Origin of the sequence: Frondihabitans sp. PhB188 (assembly GCF_003752365.1) — a bacterium.
Classification (GTDB): domain Bacteria; phylum Actinomycetota; class Actinomycetes; order Actinomycetales; family Microbacteriaceae; genus Frondihabitans.
Map to the genome: position 1 here is coordinate 773369 of NZ_RJUO01000002.1, position 16801 is coordinate 790169.

A 16801-nucleotide genomic window follows, 5' to 3' on the forward strand; every position below is an offset into this window, starting at 1 on the left:
CGCTAGCAGGCGACGTTCTGACGCAACCCGTTAGGGTTTTCGGGGCCTTCGGCACCCCGCAGGCGCACGCACCACCAGAAAGCACCTCGAACCATGCGCTCCACCAGGATCACCCTCCCCCTCGCCCTCGCCGCCGCAGCCCTCGCGCTCGCGGGCTGCGCCTCGTCCACCCCGGATTCGGGCGCAGGAACTCCGACCGCCGCCGCCACGGCCCCCGCCTGCGTCGACGGCGTCATGACCATCCCCGCCTCGGCGCCCAAAGCCGTCAACGCCACCTCCGACTGCGCGTCGGTCGTCGTCTCCGGCTCGCACAAGATCGTCAGCCTCCGCACCGTCACGTCGGTCGAGGTCAGCGGCTCCGACAACACGGTGACCGTCGACTCCGCCGCGTCGATCACGACCTCGGGCGACGGCAACACCGTCTACTTCGGCGCCACCCAGAAGCCGAAGACCAGCGACACCGGCACGAAGAACACCATCGGCGAGCGCTGAGCCGGTGATCTCCTCGCCGCGGCCGGCGCCTCCGGGTGCCGACCGCGGCACGTGCCCGGAACCGTCACGAAACACTCCGGTCACAAAGTGTTGACAGACTCACCATCATGGCCATCATCCTCGGAGACAACCAGTACGGAAAAGCGGAGTCCCGCGTCGTCCGCATCGTCCGCGACAGCCCGCGCCACGAGATCCGCGACCTGAACGTGTCGACCGCCCTGCGCGGTCCGTTCGCCCCCGCGTACCTCGAGGGCGACCAGGCGAACGTGCTCCCCACCGATACCCAGAAGAACACGGCGTACGCCTTCGCGAAGACCAAGGGCGTCGACACGATCGAGCAGTACGGGCTCGAGCTCGCGCGCCACTTCGTGCACGACATCGACCCCGTCGAGGGCGCCCGGATCGAGATCGAGGAATACGAGTGGGAGCGCGCCGTCGTCGACGGCACCGAGCACGACCACACCTGGCTCCGCCGAGGGCAGGAGGTGCGAACCGCCGCGATCACGGTCGATGCGACCGGCGAGTACGTGATCGGCGGCCTGAAGGACCTCGTGCTGCTCAAGTCGACCGGATCGGAGTTCCACGGCTTCCTCAAAGACGAGTTCACGACTCTGCCCGAGGTCACCGACCGGATCATGGCGACCGCACTCGAGGCCCGGTGGCGCTTCTCGTCGGTCGACGTCGACTGGAACGCCGTCTACCCGGCGATCAAGGCTCTCATGGTGAAGGAGTTCGCGACTCTGCACTCCCTCGCGCTCCAGCAGACGCTCTTCCACATGGGCACCGCCGTCATGGAGGCGTTCCCGTTCATCGCCGAGGTGCGTCTGAAGGCCCCGAACAAGCACCATTTCGACTACGACATCGGCCGCTTCGGTGTCGAGAACAAGGGCGAGGTCTTCTGGGCGGCCGACCGCGCCTACGGGCTGATCGAGGCGACGCTGATCCGCGACGACGCCCCTCCGGCGAACGACGCGTGGCGCTCCGCGGCGGGTCTGGCATGAGCGGCTCGGACGGAACGGACACCGGCATGACGACCGCCGTCGAGCCCGACGCGGTCGACGCCGGCTATCTGGCGCAGGCCATCGAGCTCGCGAAGCAGAACGTCGCCGACGGCGGCGGCCCCTTCGGAGCCGTCATCGTGCGCGACGGAGCCGTCCTCGCCACCGGGCAGAACCGGGTGACGCGCGACCTCGACCCGACGGCGCACGCCGAGGTCAGCGCGATCCGGGCCGCGTGCCAGGTCGTGGGCGACTTCTCCCTCGCCGGAGCCACCCTCTACACGTCGTGCGAGCCGTGCCCGCTGTGCCTCTCGGCGTCGCTCTGGGCCCGTCTCGACCGGGTCGTCTTCGCGGCCGACCGCTACGACGCCGCCCGCGGAGGGTTCGACGACCTCGCGTTCTACGAGCTGTTCGCGACGCCTCGCTCCGAGTGGAGCATGGCCATCGACACGGCCCGGCCCGAGAACGCCGCGGCGCCGTTCGACGCGTGGCTCGAGGCAGACGCCCGCACCGACTACTGACCCGCCTCATAAATTCAAGGAGATTTCCGGCTCGGGCGCGCGCCGATCGGCATGGCCCGGCTCGCCGCCAGCACAATCTCCTTGAATTTCCGGGCCGGGGTGGCTGCCGCGCCGGGCCTGGAGTCAGCTGCCGCGCGGCACCTATGATCAGCTGCCGCGATAGGTGCTGTAGGCGAAGGGACTCAACAGCACCGGCACGTGATAGTGCGACGACTCATCCGCGAGGTCGAAGTCGATGGTGATGCTCGGGTAGAAGGTCGGCGTGCTCGAAGCGGCGAAGTACGCCCCGGTAGCGAATACGAGCCGGTACGCGCCGGGCGCGAGGCGCTCGGGGCCGAGCTCGGGAACGCGGCCGTCGGCATTCGTGATGCCGGTGGCGATCGGTGAGCCGTCGAGTTCCTGCAGCTGGATCTCGATCCCGGCGGCGGGCCGGCCGAGCGACGAGTCGAGCACGTGCGTGGTGACGTGGCTCATGCGGCACCCCCGAACAGCGTCTCGAGACGCAGCAGGGCGATGTCGCGCAGCTGCTCGCCGACGATCTCGAGCTCGGCGTCGTCGTCGAGCACGATGCGGCGGCGGAGCTCCGACAGCACCTCGGCGCGCGAGCGCCCGGCGGCGCGGATGAGGAAGACACGCCCGAAGCGCTCCTCGTACGCGGCGTTGCCTTCGGCGAGCGCCTCGGCGATTGTCTCGTCGGAGGCGTCGGGCGCCTGCTGCTCCGACCGGCTGAAGTTCGCCGACGCCGACGTGCCGGTCGGCTTCTCGCCGATGCGCGGGTGCGACGCCATCGCCTCGTCGATCTCGTCCGGGCTGAGCGGCGTGGCGGCATCGTGGGCCGCCTGGCGGAGGGCCGGCCAGTCGGCGTAGGGCGATCCGGCACCGACCTCGCGGGCGAATCGGGACACGTGGAGGGCCGCGCTGAGGTCGGCCTCGGAGACGTCGATCATGGTGTGGTCAACTGTAGCCATGCCCGAGCTGCCCGCCCCGTCGCTGCACGGGATCGTGCTCGCCGCCGGGGCCGGAAGCCGCATGGGCATGCCGAAGGCGCTCGTGCGCGAGGATGACGGGACGCCGTGGCTCCACCTCGCCTGCGGTCTGCTGCGCGATGCGGGCTGCGACCCCGTCACGGTCGTTCTGGGGGCGCGCGCCGACGAGGCGACCGCGCTGCTGCCTCCCGGCGCCCGGCACGTGTTCGCCGCCGACTGGGAGTCCGGGCTCGGTGCGAGCCTGCGGGCGGGGCTGGCCGCCGCGGGCGACGCCGACGCCGTGCTCGTCACGCTCGTCGACCTCCCCGACCTGCCCGTCTCGGTCGCGCGACGCGTCGTCGAGGCCGGCACTGCGGCGGCGGCCCTCCGCCAGGCGGTGTTCGACGGCCGCCCGGGCCACCCCGTGCTCATCGGCCGGGATCACGTGCCGCAACTAGCCGCCGCCCTGGTCGGCGACCGCGGAGCCCGCCCCTACCTCATGGCGCACGGCGTCGTCGAGGTGGAGTGCGGCGACCTCTCCACCGGCGCCGACGTGGATGCCCGGCCGTCTTGAGGCCGCAACCGCAACCGGCGACCGGCGACCCGCCGGGCCCGGAAACACCCCCGAAACAGCGATGATGTTGACTCGGTGAACACATGGACCTCGTCGGCGTAACTCAGATCACGGTGCCCCGCACCCGCGGCGACGTCGTGCTCTCGGCCGGCGTCCGGCCGCTGGGCGGCGGCTCGTGGCTGTTCTCCGAGCAGCAGCCGGAGGTGACCGGCCTCGTCGACCTCATGGCGCTGGGCTGGGAGCCCGTCGTCGAGACCCCCGACACCCTGACCATCGCCGCCACCTGCCTGATCCGGGAGCTCACCGAGATCCCGCTGCGACCCGAGTGGCCGGCGCAGGAACTCGTCCGACTCTGCGCGGACTCCCTCCTGATGAGCTTCAAGATCTGGAACATGGCCACCGTGGGCGGCAACGTGTGCACAGCCCTCCCCGCGGGCGCGATGACGTCCCTGCTGGCGGGGCTCGACGCGGTCGCCGTCATCTGGGACGCCGAGGGAGGCGAGCGCCGGGCGGCGGTGGCCGAGTTCGTGACCGGGGTGCGGACCACGGCGATGGGGCCGGAGGAGTTCCTGCGCTCGATCGAGATCCCGGTGAAGTCGCTCGAGGCGAGGGTCGCCTTCCGGCGCATCGCCCTCTCGAACCTGGGGCGGTCGGGCACGCTGGTGATCGGACGCCAGGACGCCGACGGCGCAGTGGTCGTCACAGTGACCGCGTCGACGCCGGCTCCCGTGCAGCTGCGGTTCGACGGCGTGCCGACCGCCGCCGAACTGGCGCATGCCCTGGACGGCATAGACGTCTGGTACGACGACCCGCACGGCGCTCCCGACTGGCGGGAGGCCGTGTCGCGGCTGTACGCCGAGCAGATCCGGGTGGAGCTTTCGGCTGGAGGTGCCGCATGAGGTTCGAGGTCAACGGCGAGGAGCTCGAGACGACGGCCGAGCCGGGGCAGGTTCTCAGGACGCTCCTGCGAGAGCACGAGCACTACGAGGTCAAGAAGGGCTGCGACGCCGGCGACTGCGGCGCGTGCAGCGTCCTGGTCGACGAGCAGCCCGTTCACTCGTGCATCTACCCCGCGCATCGGCTCGAGGGCAAGAGCGTAACCACCGTGGCCGGTCTCGGAACCCCCGAGGCGCCGCACCCGCTGCAGCAGGCGTTCGTCGATGGCGCGGGACTGCAGTGCGGCTTCTGCACCGCCGGGATGGTCGTGACGGCCTCGACCTTCACGGAGGACGACCTCGACGACCTCCCGCGCAAGCTCAAGGGCAACATCTGCCGCTGCACCGGCTACCGCGCGATCCGCGACGCGATCCAGGGCGTGACGAACGTCGAGACGGCCGCCGCCGGCGACGCAGCCGGCCGCTCGGTGAAGGCGCCCGCCGGGATGCGCGTCGTGACCGGACGCGAGCAGTACACGCTCGACTTCACGACGCCGACGAAGCTGCTGCACCTCGCCGTCCTGAAGAGTCCGCACGCGTCGGCGCGCATCCTCTCTCTCGACACGTCGCGGGCCGAGGCGATGGAGGGGGTGCACGTCGTCTTCACGCACCGCGACTCGCCCGCGACGCTGTTCTCGACCGGCCGCCACGAAGACCGCAACGACGATCCCGACGACACGCTCGTCATGGACCCGGTGATCCGGTTCCGCGGGCAGCGCGTCGCCGCCGTCGTCGCCGACACCGTGCGCATCGCCGAGCTCGCCCTGCGCGAGATCGACGTCGAGTACGAGGTGCTCGACGCCGTCTTCGATCCGCACGAGGCCCGGCTCCCCGGCGCGCACCTGGTGCACGGCGAGAAGGGCCCCGAATCGCGCATCTCGGAGCCCGGACGCAACGTCGTCGCCCAGCTTCACGGCTGGCACGGCGACGTCGACACGGCTCTGGCCGAGGCGCACGCCGTCGTCGAGGGCACCTGGCAGACCCAGCGCGTCTCGCACGCGGCTCTCGAGACGCACGCCACGCGGGGCTGGATCGACGACGACGGCCGACTCGTGCTCCGCACCAGCACCCAGGTGCCCTTCCTGATCCGCGACGAGATCGCGCACATCTTCGGCCTGCCGCAGGATCGCGTGCGCGTGTTCGCCGCCCGGGTCGGCGGAGGCTTCGGAGGCAAGCAGGAACTCCTGACGGAAGACCTCGTGACGATGGCGGTCCTGCGCACCGGGCGCACCGTCCAGTACGAGTACACCCGCGACGACGAGTTCACCATCGCGACTGTCCGGCACCCGATGACCGTCAAGGTCACGGCCGCCGCCGACAGCGACGGCCTCCTGACGGCCCTCGCGGTCGACCAGCTCATGGACACCGGCGCCTACGGCAACCACGGGATCGGCGTGATGTTCCACAGCGTCGGCGAGTCGATGGCGGTCTACCGGGCACCGAACAAGCGCGTCGACGCCGAGTCGGTCTACACGAACAACCCGCCGTCGGGCGCGTTCCGCGGCTACGGACTCGGCCAGGTGATCTTCGCGGTCGAATCGGCCATGGACGAGCTCGCCCGCAAGCTCGACATCGACCCGTTCGAGTTCCGGCGCCGCAACGTCATCGTGTCGGGCGGGCACCTCACGGTGGTCGACCCGCTCGACGCCGAAGACCTGCTGTTCGGCAGCTACGGCCTCGACCAGTGCATCGACCTCGTCGAGAACGCCCTGAACTCGCCGCCCCCGGCCGACTCGGGCTCGCTCACCGGCGAGACCCCCGTGCCCGTGGGCGACGAATGGGCCATCGGCACCGGCGTCTCGGTCGCGATGATCGCCACTGCTCCCCCGCGCGGGCACTTCGCCGACACGACGGTCGAGCTGAACGCCGACGGCACGTACTCGATCGGCGTCGGAACAGCCGAGTTCGGCAACGGAACCACGACCGTCCACACGCAGCTCACCGCGACGGTCCTCGAGACGACGCCCGACCGCATCGTGGTCAGGCAGTCCGACACCGACGTCGCCCGCTACGACACCGGCGCCTACGGGTCGGCCGGCGTCGTCGTCGCGGGCAAGGCCCTGCACGCCGCCGCGACGAAGCTCAAGGCGGCGATCCTCGAGCGCGTGCCCGGCACCCTCACCGCCGACGGCGTGCTGGTCGGCGATCGGCTCGTCACCCCGGCGGAGCTCCTCGCCGGCGGGCCGCTGGTCGCCGACGGCAGCCACAACGGCACGCCCCGGTCGGTCGCGTTCAATGTGCACGCGTTCAGGGTCGCCGTCGACACCACGACCGGCGAGGTGCGGATCCTGCGCTCGATTCAGGCCGCTGATGCCGGCACCGTCCTGAACCCGGAGCAGCTGAGGGGCCAGATCGAGGGCGGCACGGCGCAGGCCATCGGGACCGCGCTCTACGAGGAGGTGCTGCTCGACGGCGCCGGCACCGTGACCACGCCGGCGTTCCGCAGCTACCGCGTGCCCCGGTTCGCCGACATCCCCGTCACCGAGGTGCACTTCGCGTCGACCCACGACGACACCGGCGTGCTGGGCGCCAAGAGCATGAGCGAGGCGCCGTACAACCCCGTCGCGCCCGCGCTCGCCAACGCGATCCGCGATGCGATCGGCGTGCGGCCCTTCGAGCTGCCGATGTCACGCGACCGCATCTGGCGGCTGCTGCACGGCTAGGCGGGCGCCGGCGTCGCCGGCGCCGGCCGTCGCCGTCGCCGAGAGGTCGCTCGTTGTACGCCTCAACGTTTTTCGCGACAATCAGCGACCCCTCGGCGGCCTTGGGGGCGGGGGCGACGGGCGGGGCGGGGCGGCCGACGACGGGACGAGGCTCTGACACGGCAGACTGGCCCCATGCGCGAATTCGACGACCTCGTCACCGAGGCAGCCGCGGTGTCGGTCGACGGGTGGGACTTCTCGTGGCTCGACGGCCGAGCCACCGAGGAGCGCCCGAGCTGGCACTTCTTCGAGGCCCTCGGCTACCGGATGGCGGGCGCGACCGCATCCCTCGACATCGACACCGGCGGCGGCGAGGTCCTGGCCGGCCTGCCGACGATCCCGCCGCTCGCCGCCGCAACCGAGTCGTGGCCGCCGAACCTCGCCAAGGCGACAGCGCTCCTGCGTCCGCGCGGCATCGTGGTCGTCGCCGGTCCTGAGCAGCCGCCGCTCCCCTTCGCCGACGCGACCTTCGACCTGATCACCGCGCGCCACCCCGTCGAGCCCTGGTGGAGCGAGATCGCCCGCCTGCTCTCGCCCGGGGGCGCCTACTTCGCGCAGCACGTCGGCCCGCACTCGGTGTTCGAGCTCGTCGAGTTCTTCCTCGGGCCGCAGTCCGAGTCCGTCCGCCGCGGCCGGCACCCCGACGACGACACGGTCGCCGCCCAGGCCGCCGGGCTCGAGATCGCCGACCTTCGCTACGAGCAGACCCGGATCGAGTTCTTCGACATCGGCGCGGTGGTCTACTTCCTGCGCAAGGTGATCTGGATGGTCCCCGGCTTCACGGTCGAGGCCCACCTGCCGAAGCTCCGCGAGCTCGACGCCCTGATCCGGGCAGACGGCCCGTTCGTCGCCTACTCGACCCGCTACCTGGTCGACGCCCGCAAGCCGCTCTAGCGGATCGCCCGCACTCCGCGACGTTGGTGGATCGACCCCGTCGTCGTCGCGAGCGCGGCCGCCGAGGCGTTGTTGCGCGCCGCGATGACCTCCGCCAGGATCGAGATCGCCGTCTCCTCCGGCGTCGACGCTCCGAGGTCGAGGCCGATCGGAGACCTCAGCCGGGCGATATCGGGCGCAGGAACTCCGCGCTCCCTCAGCGATGCCACGCGTCGATCGTGCGTGCGCCGCGACCCCATCGCACCCACGTAGAAGGCCGGCGACTCGAGCGCCAGCTGGATGGCCAGGGCGTCGAACCGCGCGTCGTGCGACAGGACGCAGACGACCGACCGCTCGTCGAGGTCCAGCGTCGGCAGCACCCGCTGCGGCCAGCCGACGATCACCTCGGCGCCGGGGAAGCGCTCCTGCGTCGTGAACAGCTCGCGCGGGTCCGTGACCACGACCCGGTAGCCGAGCACGCGGGCCGCGGCGGCGAGCGCCGTCGAGAACTCCATGGCGCCGATGATGACGAAGACGGGCGAGGCCGTCGCGACCTCGAAGAACAGCTCGACCTGCGCCCCGTCGCAGTCGAGGGTGGTGAGGGCGGACTCCCCGAGCGCCACACGGGCGCTGAGCTCGGCGGCGATGCGCTCGCTCCACCCGCCGGGGACGACGCCGCTGACCACCGTGACGGCGCCGGCTGCTCGGCCGGCCGCGGCAGACCCGAGTTCCTGCATCAGGGGGTGCGCGGACTCGACCCGCTCGATGCGGATGCGGAGCTGGCCGCCGCAGGTGAGTCCGACCGAGAACGCGGTCTCGTCGTCGACGCCGTACTCGACGGTGCGCGGTCGCCCGTCGGCGAGGACCTCCTCGGCCTCGGCGACCACGGCGGCCTCGACGCAGCCTCCGGCGATGGAGCCGATGACGACCTCGCCGTCGTAGGCCATCGAGGTGCCGACCGTGCGCGGGGCGCTGCCCTCGATCGACACGGCCGTCGCGACCGCGAGCGTGCGGCCCGCGGCGAGCGCGGAGAGCAGGCGGTCGGCGATCTCGAACATCTCCCCAGGGTCGCACGGCGCCGTTTCGGCGGTGTTACGTGTCGCGCCCCCTTCTCGAATTTCAAGGAGATCCGGCGGGCGGACGACGGCGCCATGCGGATCGGGGGTCGTTGGGGCGAAAATCTCCTTGAAATTTGAGGATGGCGCGGGCGGGGAGGGGGGGGGCGGACGGCCGCGGGCGGGGAGGGGGGCGGCCGCGGGCGGGCGGGCGGACGGCGGGCGAGCGGACGGCAGGCGGTCCGGCGGCGACGACACATCGCCGACACATGGCGGTGCCACGATGGCGGCATGGCCCAGACGCAGACCCCGACTCCCGCCCCGACCCTGCGAATCAGCGGGGCCGTGCGCACCGTCGTCGACGAGGACACCGAGCGCGACGGCGACCTGCTCGTGCGGGACGGCTTCGTCGTGGGCGCAGACGGCGACGGCACGGACGGCGAAGACAGGGACGGCGACGGCACAGACTGGGACGGCACAGTCGAGACCCTCGACGCGACCGACGCCGTGGTCACGCCGGGCCTGATCAACGCGCACCACCACCTGCTCCAGAGCGCCTTCAGGACGCTGCCGGGCACGCGCGGGGTCCCGATGGCGACATGGCTTCCGACGATGGCCGCCGCCTACGCCGACGCGGGCATAGACGCCTCGCTGCTTGCCGCGTCGGCCGCCGCCGGGGTGGCCGAGGGGCTCCTGAACGGCGTGACCACCGTCGCCGACCACCACCTGAACTGGCCGCTCGAGGCCTCCGTCGACGACCTGACGGCCGTGGCCCGGGCGACCGCCGACGCCGCGGCGCGACTCGGCGGGCGCCTCGTCTTCGTGCGGGGCTCGGCGCGCGACGCCGCCACGGACGCCGCGGAGTCGGCCGAGGCGATCGTGCGCGCGCTCGTTCCCGGCGCGGTCGGCGGCGTGCGGGCCGACGGAATGCTCCAGGTCGCGGTCGGACCGGCCGGCGTGCACAGCGACTCCCGCGAGACCTTCGAGGCGCTCGGCGAGATCGCTGCTCGGCACGGCCTGCGCCGGCGCACCCAGGCCAACGAGCAGGTCGACACGGCGATCGCGCTCGAGCGCTACGGGAGGCGGCCGATCGATCTGCTCGACGAGTGGGGCTGGCTCGGGCCCGACGTCACCGTGGCGCACCTCTGCGACGTGACGCCCGACGAGATCGCTCGACTCGCCGCAGCCGGCGTGACCGCGACTCACGCGCCGGGCTGCGATCTGCCGATGGGCTGGGGCATCTCACCCGTGGCGGCCCTGCGCGAGGCGGGCGCGCCGGTCGGGCTCGGCACCTCGGGCGGCGGCTCGAACGACGCCGGGCACCTGCTCGCCGACGCGCGCCTCGCGATGCAGGTGGCACCGCTCGTCGGCCCGCCGCTCTCGGCGCGCGCCGTGCTCGGCATGGCCACCGCCGGCGGAGCACGCGGTCTCGGGCGGCCCGAGCTCGGCCACCTGCGGCCGGGAGCCGCCGCCGACCTGTGCGTGTGGGACATCGGCGGGGTGGCCGATGCCGGAGTCGCCGACCCCGTCGCGGGGCTGCTGTGGGCGTCGCCGGGGAGGCGTCCGCGGCACGTCGTGGTCGCCGGCCGGGTGGTCGTGCGCGACTACGCCCTGGTGAACGCCGACGAGCGGGAGCTGGTGGCGGCGGTGCGGGCGCGCGTCGGGCGCTGAGCGCGGCGGTGAGCGGCGAGTTCCTGCGCCCGTGGACACCGCGAAGCGGCACCCGCACACCGCCGCGGCCCGAGACTCGCGCCGCGTCGCCGGGTCGACCGCGCCGGACGGACTAGAGCTCGAGCACCAGCCGCGGGCACGCCGCCCGCGACACGCACACGTACATGACCTCGTTCGCCGCCTGCTCGTCGGGCGTGAGGATCGAGTCGCGGTGGTCGACCTCGCCTTCGAGCACGACGGTCTCGCAGGTGCCGCAGGTGCCCTCGCGGCAGCTCGACAGCACGAGGGCGCCGGCCTCCTCGGCGACGTCGAGAACCGACCGGTCGGGCGGCACGGTGACGGTGACGCCGGTGAGCGCCAGCTCGACCTCGAAGGCCTCCTGCAGCACCGGCTCGCCGACCTCGCGCGGCGCGAACCGCTCGACGACGAGCTGGCGCCCCGCGGCGGCCTTCTCGATCGCCTCGATGAGCCGGGTGGGTCCGCAGCAGAACGTGGTCGTGAACGGCTTCATGCCGGTGAAGAGCGCGTCGAGGTCGAGCCGCCGGCCCTCGTCGGCGGCGTACACGTGCGTCTCGGCGTCGGGCAGCTCGTCGAGCAGGGCCATCGTCGAGCGCGAGCGTCCGGCGTAGTGCACCTCGTACGACACCCCGGCACGCTCGGCCGCGGCGGCCATCGACGAGATCGGCGTGATGCCGATGCCGCCGGCGACGAGCACGTACGACGTGCCGTGCACGGGCTGGAACTCGAAGTGGTTGCGCGGCCCGGCGACGGTCAGCCGGTCGCCGGCCTGGACGCCGGAGTGCAGCCACTCGCTGCCGCCGCGGCCGTCGGGCTCGCGGAGCACGCCGATGCGCCAGCTCTCGCTGCGGCCCGGCTGCGGCGGCCCCGAGAGGGAGTACTGGCGCACGTCGCCGTCGGGCAGGACGACGTCGATGTGCGAGCCGGCGTTCCAGCCGGGAAGCGAGAGGCCCGCCACTGGTGCGAGCTCGAATAGGTCGATGCCGTCGGCTCCGCGGGTGCGGGAGGCGACGACGACCTCGAACTGGGTCTCGTGGAGATCGGGATGGTTCACAGCGACTGCGGCTTCTCTTTGACGACGATGATTCGGTAGCCGCTCTCGTCGGCGGCCTTCCAGCGGTGCGGGGTGCCGCCGACGAAGTACAGCGAGTCGCCGGGCGTCAGGGTGCGGGGCGCGTCGTCGCCGAGGTCGACGATGACGGTGCCGTCGAGCACGTGCACGAACTCGTCTTCGGCGTGCGCGAAGTAGTCGCCCGGGTCGACGTTCGTGCCGACGAGCTCCATCGGCGAGAAGCCGCGGTGGCCGTGCGTGAGCATGCGGCCGTCCGACTCGCCGTAGCGGCCGTGCGACCCCTCGCCGGCGCGGACCAGCACGATCCCGGGCTGGTCGACCGGCGCGTCGTCGTCGTCGGCGAGCAGCTCGACCTGCGATGAGCCCAGGGCCCGCGCGATGCGCTCGAGCGACACCATGCTGGGCCGGGCCAGGCCGCGTTCGAGCTGCGACAGGAAGGGGTGCGACAGGTCGGCGGCGGCCGCGAGCTGCACGAGGGTCAGCTTGCGGTCGCGACGGAGTCCTCGGATCCGGCGCCCGACGAGCAGCGCCTGCCGGTCGACGGCAGGGACTGCGGCATCGGCGACTGTGTCGCTGTCGGTCGTGGTGACGGGGTCCTCCAAGGTCGAGGGGCAGTAGCGCCGTGACGTGTGTACCACGGCGTACCGGCGGCCGCAGCCGCAATTAACACGTCGAAACGACCGTGTTACGTCGTGGAAACGCGGCGTCCGTAGATTCAATCATGTTGATCTCATCAACATTCTGACGAAAGCGTACCAGTGCCCTTCCTCCCCCGCCGCCTCACCCTCCTGCAGAACGCGACCCTGCCCGACGGCTCCGTCGTCGACGTGACGATCGACGGCGAGACCGTGACCCGAATCGAGGCGGCGCGGGCCGCGGGCGTGCCAGCCGACCCGGGCGCCGCCCTCGACCCCGGTGCCGCTCTGGATCCCGGTGCCGCCCTCGACCCCGGTGCCGTCCTGGACCTCAGCGGCCACGTTCTCCTCACCGCGCCCGCCGAGCCGCACGCCCACCTCGACAAGGCCCTCTCGTGGGAGGCCATCCGGCCCCCGATGGGCGACCTCGTCTCGGCGATCACGGCCTGGCGCGAGTACGCCCGCACGATGACCGTCGACGACATCGCCGACCGGGCCCGCGAGCAGCTCCTCCGCATGCTCGGCCAGGGAACGACCGCTGTCCGCACCCACGTCGACATCCTGCTGGGCGACCAGCCCCTCCGCGGCGCCCAGGCCCTGGTCCAGGTGCGGCAGGAACTCGCCGGCCTCGTCGACCTGGAGCTCGTCGCGCTGGCCGGCCCCGACGTGCCCGACTCCGCCGTCGAGGCCGCCCTCGACCTGGGCGTCGACCTCGTCGGCGGGTCGTCGCACCTGGCGCCCGACCCGAGCGCCGACCTGCAGCGCCTCCTCGCCATCGCCGCCCGGCGCGGGGTCGGCGTCGACCTGCACACCGACGAGTCGCTCGCCGGCGCGATCACGCTGGGCGAATTCGCCGAGACGGTCGTGGACTGGACCGTCACCGTCAGCGCCGGCCACTGCGTGCGGCTCGGAACGGTCGACGCCACCACCCGCGACGACCTCATCGCCCTGGTCAAAGCCGCCGACATCGGCATCATCGCCAACCCGATCACCAACCTCTACCTGCAGGGCTGGGAGCACCCGGTCTCCACCCCGCGCGGACTCACCGCGGTGCGCGAGCTGCTCGACGCCGGGGTGCGCCTCGGTGCCGGGGCCGACAACGTGCGCGACCCGTTCAACCCGCTCGGCCGCAGCGACGCCCTCGAGACCGCCATGCTGCTGGTCACGGCGGGCCACCTCACCATCGACGAGGCCTACGCGGCGGTCAGCGACGGGGCGCGGTCGGTGATGGGCCTGGCCCCGGCGGGTGCGGTCGTCGGCGGGCGCGCCGAGTTCCTGGCGGTCCGCGGTTCTTCGCTGGCCGACGTCACGGCCAACGCGCCCGCGGACCGGTACGTGATCCACGCCGGGCGGCTCGTCGCCCAGAGCCGCACCACCAGCGACATCGCAGCACCCCACCTCACGGAAAGCACGGTGACAGCATGACCACTCCTGACGCGAAGCGACACATGCCCTACCCCCTCGAAGAACTGATCGCCGAGCTGCGCGAGCTCCTCGGCGAGCGCGGCGTCTCCGTCGAGCTCGCGGCCCGCGAGAGGGCCTCCGTCGACGGCTCCCGTCTCTCCCCGGTCATCAGCGCCCAGCTGCCGCTCGGCCTCGCCGACGTCGTCGCCTACCCGACCTCGGCCGACGAGATCGCCGTCGTCGTCGGCGCGGCCTCGCGTCTCGGGGTGCCGATCACCCCGCGCGGCAAGGGCACCGGCAACTACGGCCAGGCCATCCCGTTCACCGGCGGGCTCGTGCTCGACATGACGAAGGCCCGCGCCGTCGTCTCGGTCGGCGACGGCGAGCTCACGGCCGAGGCGGGTGCCACGATGGTGTCGCTCGAGCAGGCCGCGAACAAGGCCGACCAGCAGATCCTGATGTACCCGTCGACGGCGCAGTCGTCGCTCGGCGGCTTCCTCGCCGGAGGCTCCGGCGGCACCGGCTCGATCAAGCACGGCTCCAACCACCAGGGCTTCGTGAAGGCGCTCGACATCGTCCACGCCGACGGCACCGGCGAGATCGTGCACGTCGAGGGCGACGAGGCCCAGAAGTACGTCCACAACTACGGCACCGCCGGCATCATCGTGCGCGCCACCATCGCCCTCGAGCAGCTGCAGGACTGGCGCGGCTTCTTCGCCAGCTTCGACTCGTTCGAGCAGCTCCTCCCGCTGATGCGGGCCTTCGGCGAGCTCGACCCGCTTCCCCGCCTGACATCGGGCGACCTGTCGACGCTGGCCGACGCCCTGCCCGACGACCCGGCCATCCCGGCCGGACGCGCGTCGCTCCGCGCGATCCTCGACGTGTCGACCGTCGACGCCGCCACGGCACTCGTTGAGGCGGCCGGCGGTCGCGTCGAGGACGTCCGCGAGGGCCCCCAGACCTCCATGAAGATCAGCATGATGTCGTACAACCACCCCATCGAGTGGCTGCAGAAGGCCTACCCCGACACGTACTTCCACGTCGAGGTGTCGGGCGATCCGCTGATCGACCGGATCGACGAGGTGCACGCCGTCTACCCCGGCGGCATGCTCCACATCGAGACGGCGCACGGCCGCCCGATCGGCATGCTCGCCGGCCGGTACTCGTCGCCCGAGGAGGTGTTCGCCGGCTTCGACCGGCTCGCCGAGCTCGGCGTGGGCTACCACAACCCGCACCAGTGGTTCGTCGACTTCGAGCCGGCCCGCACCCGCGAGCTCGCCAGGACGACCGACCCGAACGGCCTGCTCAACCCGGGCAAGCTCGTCGACGCCACCCTGGCGACGGGGGCGAAGGTCTCGTGAGCCGCGATCTCGTCCACCTCACCGGGCCGTCGCTCGCCACGACGCTGACCGAGTCGTCGGTGCTGGTGCTGCCCACCGGCGCGATCGAGCACCACGGCCCGCACCTGCCGCTCTCGACCGACTGGCTGATGGCCGACATGATTGGCCGCGGCGTGGTCGAGGCGGCGGCCCAGGCCGGTCAGGACGTCTGGCTGCTGCCCTCGCTCGCCTACACGAAGTCGGACGAGCACCACTGGGCCCCTGGCACGATGTGGCTGAACGCCGACACGCTGCTCCAGACGGTCGTCGACATCGGCCGCTCGATCCTCGCCACCAACGCCCGCACGCTCGTCTTCTACAACGGGCACGGCGGAAACATCGCCCTGCTCCAGGTGGCGCTGCGCGAGCTGCGTCGCCGCTTCGGCCTCCGCACCTTCCTGATGGGGTCGAACATGAAGGGCGGCGACGGGGTGGACGGGCCGGACGAGCACGGGTTCGGCGTCCACGGTGGTCACAGCGAGACGTCGATGATCCTGCACCTGCGACCCGACCTCGTCGACATGACGAAGGCAGAGCGCTGGATCCCCGAGCACATGCTCGACCTGGAGTACGTGAAGTTCAACGGCGGCCCCGTGCACTTCGGCTGGCTGTCGAACGACTTCGGCGAGGCCGGGGTGGTCGGCGACGCCTCGCAGGCGAACGCCGAGTGGGGCAAGGTGCTGTACGACACGGCGATCGAGGCGGGGGTCGCCTCATTGGCAGAGATCGCGCGCTTCGCGCACCCGGCGCTCGAGCCCGGCACGCTCTCGTGACGGACCCGGCCGCCACGGCATCAGCGCCGACTATCGTCGCGATCCCGGACGAGGCCTGGGCCCTGCTCGTCGACTGGCTGCCGGCGAACGACGACCCCGATCGGCCGCAGATCACGCTGTCGACGTGGTGACGCCGACGCAGCTCACCTTCTGGTCGTCGAGCGACGACACGGCGTCGCGGCGCGTCGAGTTCGCCCTCGGCGCCGACGGCTGGGTGCGGCGGCACCTCGCCGGCTGAGCCGGATTGCGGCCCGGAGCCGTCAGGCCGAGCGACGCGGCGGCACCACGATCGGCACCAGGTGCTCGACATGGCGGAAGTCTCCTGGATTGAGAGTCGCCAACGACGCCCCCAGCTCGTACGCGGTCGCGGCGATCATCAGGTCGCGGGAGCGCGCCTTGCCGGGCGCGTGGGGGTGCGTGACCTCCATGAGCTCGGCGTGGAACGTGGCTGTCGCGTCGGTGTAGGGAAGCCACTGCATCCTCGCATTGGCGAGTCGAGCCAAGAGCGACCGGCGCTCCGCGTGCGCGACCGCCGAAGTGGCGACGGCCACACCGACCACCGCCGATCCCACTGCCGCCAGCGCCTCCGCGAAGAGCCCGGCCCCACCCGGCCCGGAGACCATGCTCTTCGGACACGTCGGCTCCGTCGCGGCGACAGTCCTCTCCATGGTGAACACGCTTGCATTCGCGTGTTTCGCCCCGAGACTCCGGGCATTTCGGGCCGGTAAAACTCT

Annotated in this window: 18 protein-coding genes; 12 read left to right on the forward strand and 6 right to left on the reverse strand. The window is 72.1% G+C overall.

Translation table 11 applies throughout. The annotated features are described in order from the left end of the window. Positions 1-93: 93 nt before the first annotated feature. The 3 genes from EDF46_RS18830 to EDF46_RS08575 all read left to right on the forward strand — a co-directional run bounded on the left by EDF46_RS18830 (position 94) and on the right by EDF46_RS08575 (position 2011). A complete protein-coding gene (locus EDF46_RS18830) occupies positions 94-492 on the forward strand; it encodes a DUF3060 domain-containing protein (protein ID WP_123505830.1) in 399 nt (132 codons plus the stop codon). 107 nt (positions 493-599) lie between these two features. After that, positions 600-1493, forward strand: a complete 894-nt coding sequence (pucL, locus tag EDF46_RS08570; protein WP_123505831.1) for a factor-independent urate hydroxylase — start codon at positions 600-602, stop codon at positions 1491-1493. Continuing rightward, positions 1490-2011, forward strand: coding sequence for a nucleoside deaminase (locus EDF46_RS08575; protein WP_370454075.1), 522 nt, complete (start codon positions 1490-1492; stop codon positions 2009-2011). Before pucL ends, EDF46_RS08575 begins: the two co-directional genes overlap by 4 nt. A gap of 147 nt (positions 2012-2158) precedes the next feature. Here the strand turns inward: EDF46_RS08575 and uraH are convergent, their stop codons facing one another. Continuing rightward, entirely contained in the window at positions 2159-2485 is a 327-nt protein-coding gene (gene uraH, locus EDF46_RS08580) for a hydroxyisourate hydrolase (protein ID WP_123505832.1), read from the reverse strand. Beyond that, positions 2482-2979: a 2-oxo-4-hydroxy-4-carboxy-5-ureidoimidazoline decarboxylase gene (gene uraD, locus EDF46_RS08585; protein ID WP_158614193.1), complete on the reverse strand. Its 498-nt coding sequence runs from the start codon at positions 2977-2979 to the stop codon at positions 2482-2484. Before uraD ends, uraH begins: the two co-directional genes overlap by 4 nt. Between uraD and EDF46_RS08590 the strand changes: the two genes are divergently transcribed. The 4 genes from EDF46_RS08590 (at position 2978) to EDF46_RS08605 (ending at position 8081) form a co-directional block, all read left to right on the forward strand. Then, the gene (locus tag EDF46_RS08590; protein ID WP_123505945.1) at positions 2978-3550 is read left to right on the forward strand and encodes an NTP transferase domain-containing protein; all 573 of its coding nucleotides are present in this window, start codon (positions 2978-2980) and stop codon (positions 3548-3550) included. The two genes, uraD and EDF46_RS08590, sit on opposite strands and share 2 nt — an antisense overlap. Positions 3551-3633: 83 nt before the next feature. Continuing rightward, positions 3634-4449 carry an FAD binding domain-containing protein gene (locus EDF46_RS08595; RefSeq protein WP_123505834.1) on the forward strand — a complete coding sequence of 272 codons (816 nt, stop codon included), beginning with the start codon at positions 3634-3636 and terminating at the stop codon, positions 4447-4449. Beyond that, a complete protein-coding gene (locus EDF46_RS08600; protein ID WP_123505835.1) occupies positions 4446-7148 on the forward strand; it encodes a molybdopterin-dependent oxidoreductase in 2703 nt (900 codons plus the stop codon). Before EDF46_RS08595 ends, EDF46_RS08600 begins: the two co-directional genes overlap by 4 nt. A gap of 174 nt (positions 7149-7322) precedes the next feature. Beyond that, entirely contained in the window at positions 7323-8081 is a 759-nt protein-coding gene (locus EDF46_RS08605; protein ID WP_123505836.1) for a methyltransferase domain-containing protein, read from the forward strand. On the opposite strand, the gene EDF46_RS08610 is transcribed toward EDF46_RS08605, so the two are convergent. Then, positions 8078-9118, reverse strand: coding sequence for an XdhC family protein (locus EDF46_RS08610; protein WP_123505837.1), 1041 nt, complete (start codon positions 9116-9118; stop codon positions 8078-8080). The two genes, EDF46_RS08605 and EDF46_RS08610, sit on opposite strands and share 4 nt — an antisense overlap. Positions 9119-9406: 288 nt before the next feature. On the opposite strand from EDF46_RS08610, the gene EDF46_RS08615 reads away from it, so the two are divergent. Next, positions 9407-10786 carry an amidohydrolase family protein gene (locus EDF46_RS08615; protein WP_123505838.1) on the forward strand — a complete coding sequence of 460 codons (1380 nt, stop codon included), beginning with the start codon at positions 9407-9409 and terminating at the stop codon, positions 10784-10786. A 112-nt stretch (positions 10787-10898) separates the two neighbouring features. Here EDF46_RS08615 and EDF46_RS08620 read toward each other — a convergent pair whose 3' ends face one another. After that, positions 10899-11858 (reverse strand): PDR/VanB family oxidoreductase, encoded by a 960-nt coding sequence (locus EDF46_RS08620; protein ID WP_123505839.1) that lies wholly within the window; start codon positions 11856-11858, stop codon positions 10899-10901. Beyond that, entirely contained in the window at positions 11855-12478 is a 624-nt protein-coding gene (locus EDF46_RS08625; protein ID WP_123505840.1) for a helix-turn-helix domain-containing protein, read from the reverse strand. The genes EDF46_RS08620 and EDF46_RS08625 overlap by 4 nt, the downstream gene beginning before the upstream one ends. A 156-nt stretch (positions 12479-12634) precedes the next feature. On the opposite strand from EDF46_RS08625, the gene EDF46_RS08630 reads away from it, so the two are divergent. The 4 genes from EDF46_RS08630 to EDF46_RS18835 are packed head-to-tail and all read left to right on the forward strand — an operon-like array spanning position 12635 to position 16198. Beyond that, positions 12635-13936: an amidohydrolase family protein gene (locus EDF46_RS08630; protein WP_123505841.1), complete on the forward strand. Its 1302-nt coding sequence runs from the start codon at positions 12635-12637 to the stop codon at positions 13934-13936. After that, the gene (locus EDF46_RS08635) at positions 13933-15276 is read left to right on the forward strand and encodes an FAD-binding oxidoreductase (RefSeq protein ID WP_199738237.1); all 1344 of its coding nucleotides are present in this window, start codon (positions 13933-13935) and stop codon (positions 15274-15276) included. Before EDF46_RS08630 ends, EDF46_RS08635 begins: the two co-directional genes overlap by 4 nt. After that, positions 15273-16067 carry a creatininase family protein gene (locus EDF46_RS08640; protein WP_123505843.1) on the forward strand — a complete coding sequence of 265 codons (795 nt, stop codon included), beginning with the start codon at positions 15273-15275 and terminating at the stop codon, positions 16065-16067. The genes EDF46_RS08635 and EDF46_RS08640 overlap by 4 nt, the downstream gene beginning before the upstream one ends. Beyond that, positions 16064-16198: a hypothetical protein gene (locus EDF46_RS18835; protein WP_255410942.1), complete on the forward strand. Its 135-nt coding sequence runs from the start codon at positions 16064-16066 to the stop codon at positions 16196-16198. The genes EDF46_RS08640 and EDF46_RS18835 overlap by 4 nt, the downstream gene beginning before the upstream one ends. Positions 16199-16327: 129 nt before the next feature. On the opposite strand, the gene EDF46_RS08645 is transcribed toward EDF46_RS18835, so the two are convergent. Then, complete coding sequence (locus EDF46_RS08645) at positions 16328-16735, reverse strand: type II toxin-antitoxin system VapC family toxin (RefSeq protein ID WP_148061176.1); 408 nt, start codon at positions 16733-16735, stop codon at positions 16328-16330. Positions 16736-16801 lie beyond the last annotated feature (66 nt).

Coding starts and splice junctions, on each gene's coding strand:
- EDF46_RS18830 (WP_123505830.1), top strand. CDS start 94: ATGCGCTCCACCAGGATCACCCTCCCCCTCGCCCTCGCCGCCGCAGCC.
- pucL (WP_123505831.1), top strand. CDS start 600: ATGGCCATCATCCTCGGAGACAACCAGTACGGAAAAGCGGAGTCCCGC.
- EDF46_RS08575 (WP_370454075.1), top strand. CDS start 1,490: ATGAGCGGCTCGGACGGAACGGACACCGGCATGACGACCGCCGTCGAG.
- uraH (WP_123505832.1), bottom strand. CDS start 2,485: ATGAGCCACGTCACCACGCACGTGCTCGACTCGTCGCTCGGCCGGCCC.
- EDF46_RS08590 (WP_123505945.1), top strand. CDS start 2,978: ATGCCCGAGCTGCCCGCCCCGTCGCTGCACGGGATCGTGCTCGCCGCC.
- uraD (WP_158614193.1), bottom strand. CDS start 2,979: ATGGCTACAGTTGACCACACCATGATCGACGTCTCCGAGGCCGACCTC.
- EDF46_RS08595 (WP_123505834.1), top strand. CDS start 3,634: ATGGACCTCGTCGGCGTAACTCAGATCACGGTGCCCCGCACCCGCGGC.
- EDF46_RS08600 (WP_123505835.1), top strand. CDS start 4,446: ATGAGGTTCGAGGTCAACGGCGAGGAGCTCGAGACGACGGCCGAGCCG.
- EDF46_RS08605 (WP_123505836.1), top strand. CDS start 7,323: ATGCGCGAATTCGACGACCTCGTCACCGAGGCAGCCGCGGTGTCGGTC.
- EDF46_RS08610 (WP_123505837.1), bottom strand. CDS start 9,118: ATGTTCGAGATCGCCGACCGCCTGCTCTCCGCGCTCGCCGCGGGCCGC.
- EDF46_RS08615 (WP_123505838.1), top strand. CDS start 9,407: ATGGCCCAGACGCAGACCCCGACTCCCGCCCCGACCCTGCGAATCAGC.
- EDF46_RS08635 (WP_199738237.1), top strand. CDS start 13,933: ATGACCACTCCTGACGCGAAGCGACACATGCCCTACCCCCTCGAAGAA.
- EDF46_RS08645 (WP_148061176.1), bottom strand. CDS start 16,735: ATGGAGAGGACTGTCGCCGCGACGGAGCCGACGTGTCCGAAGAGCATG.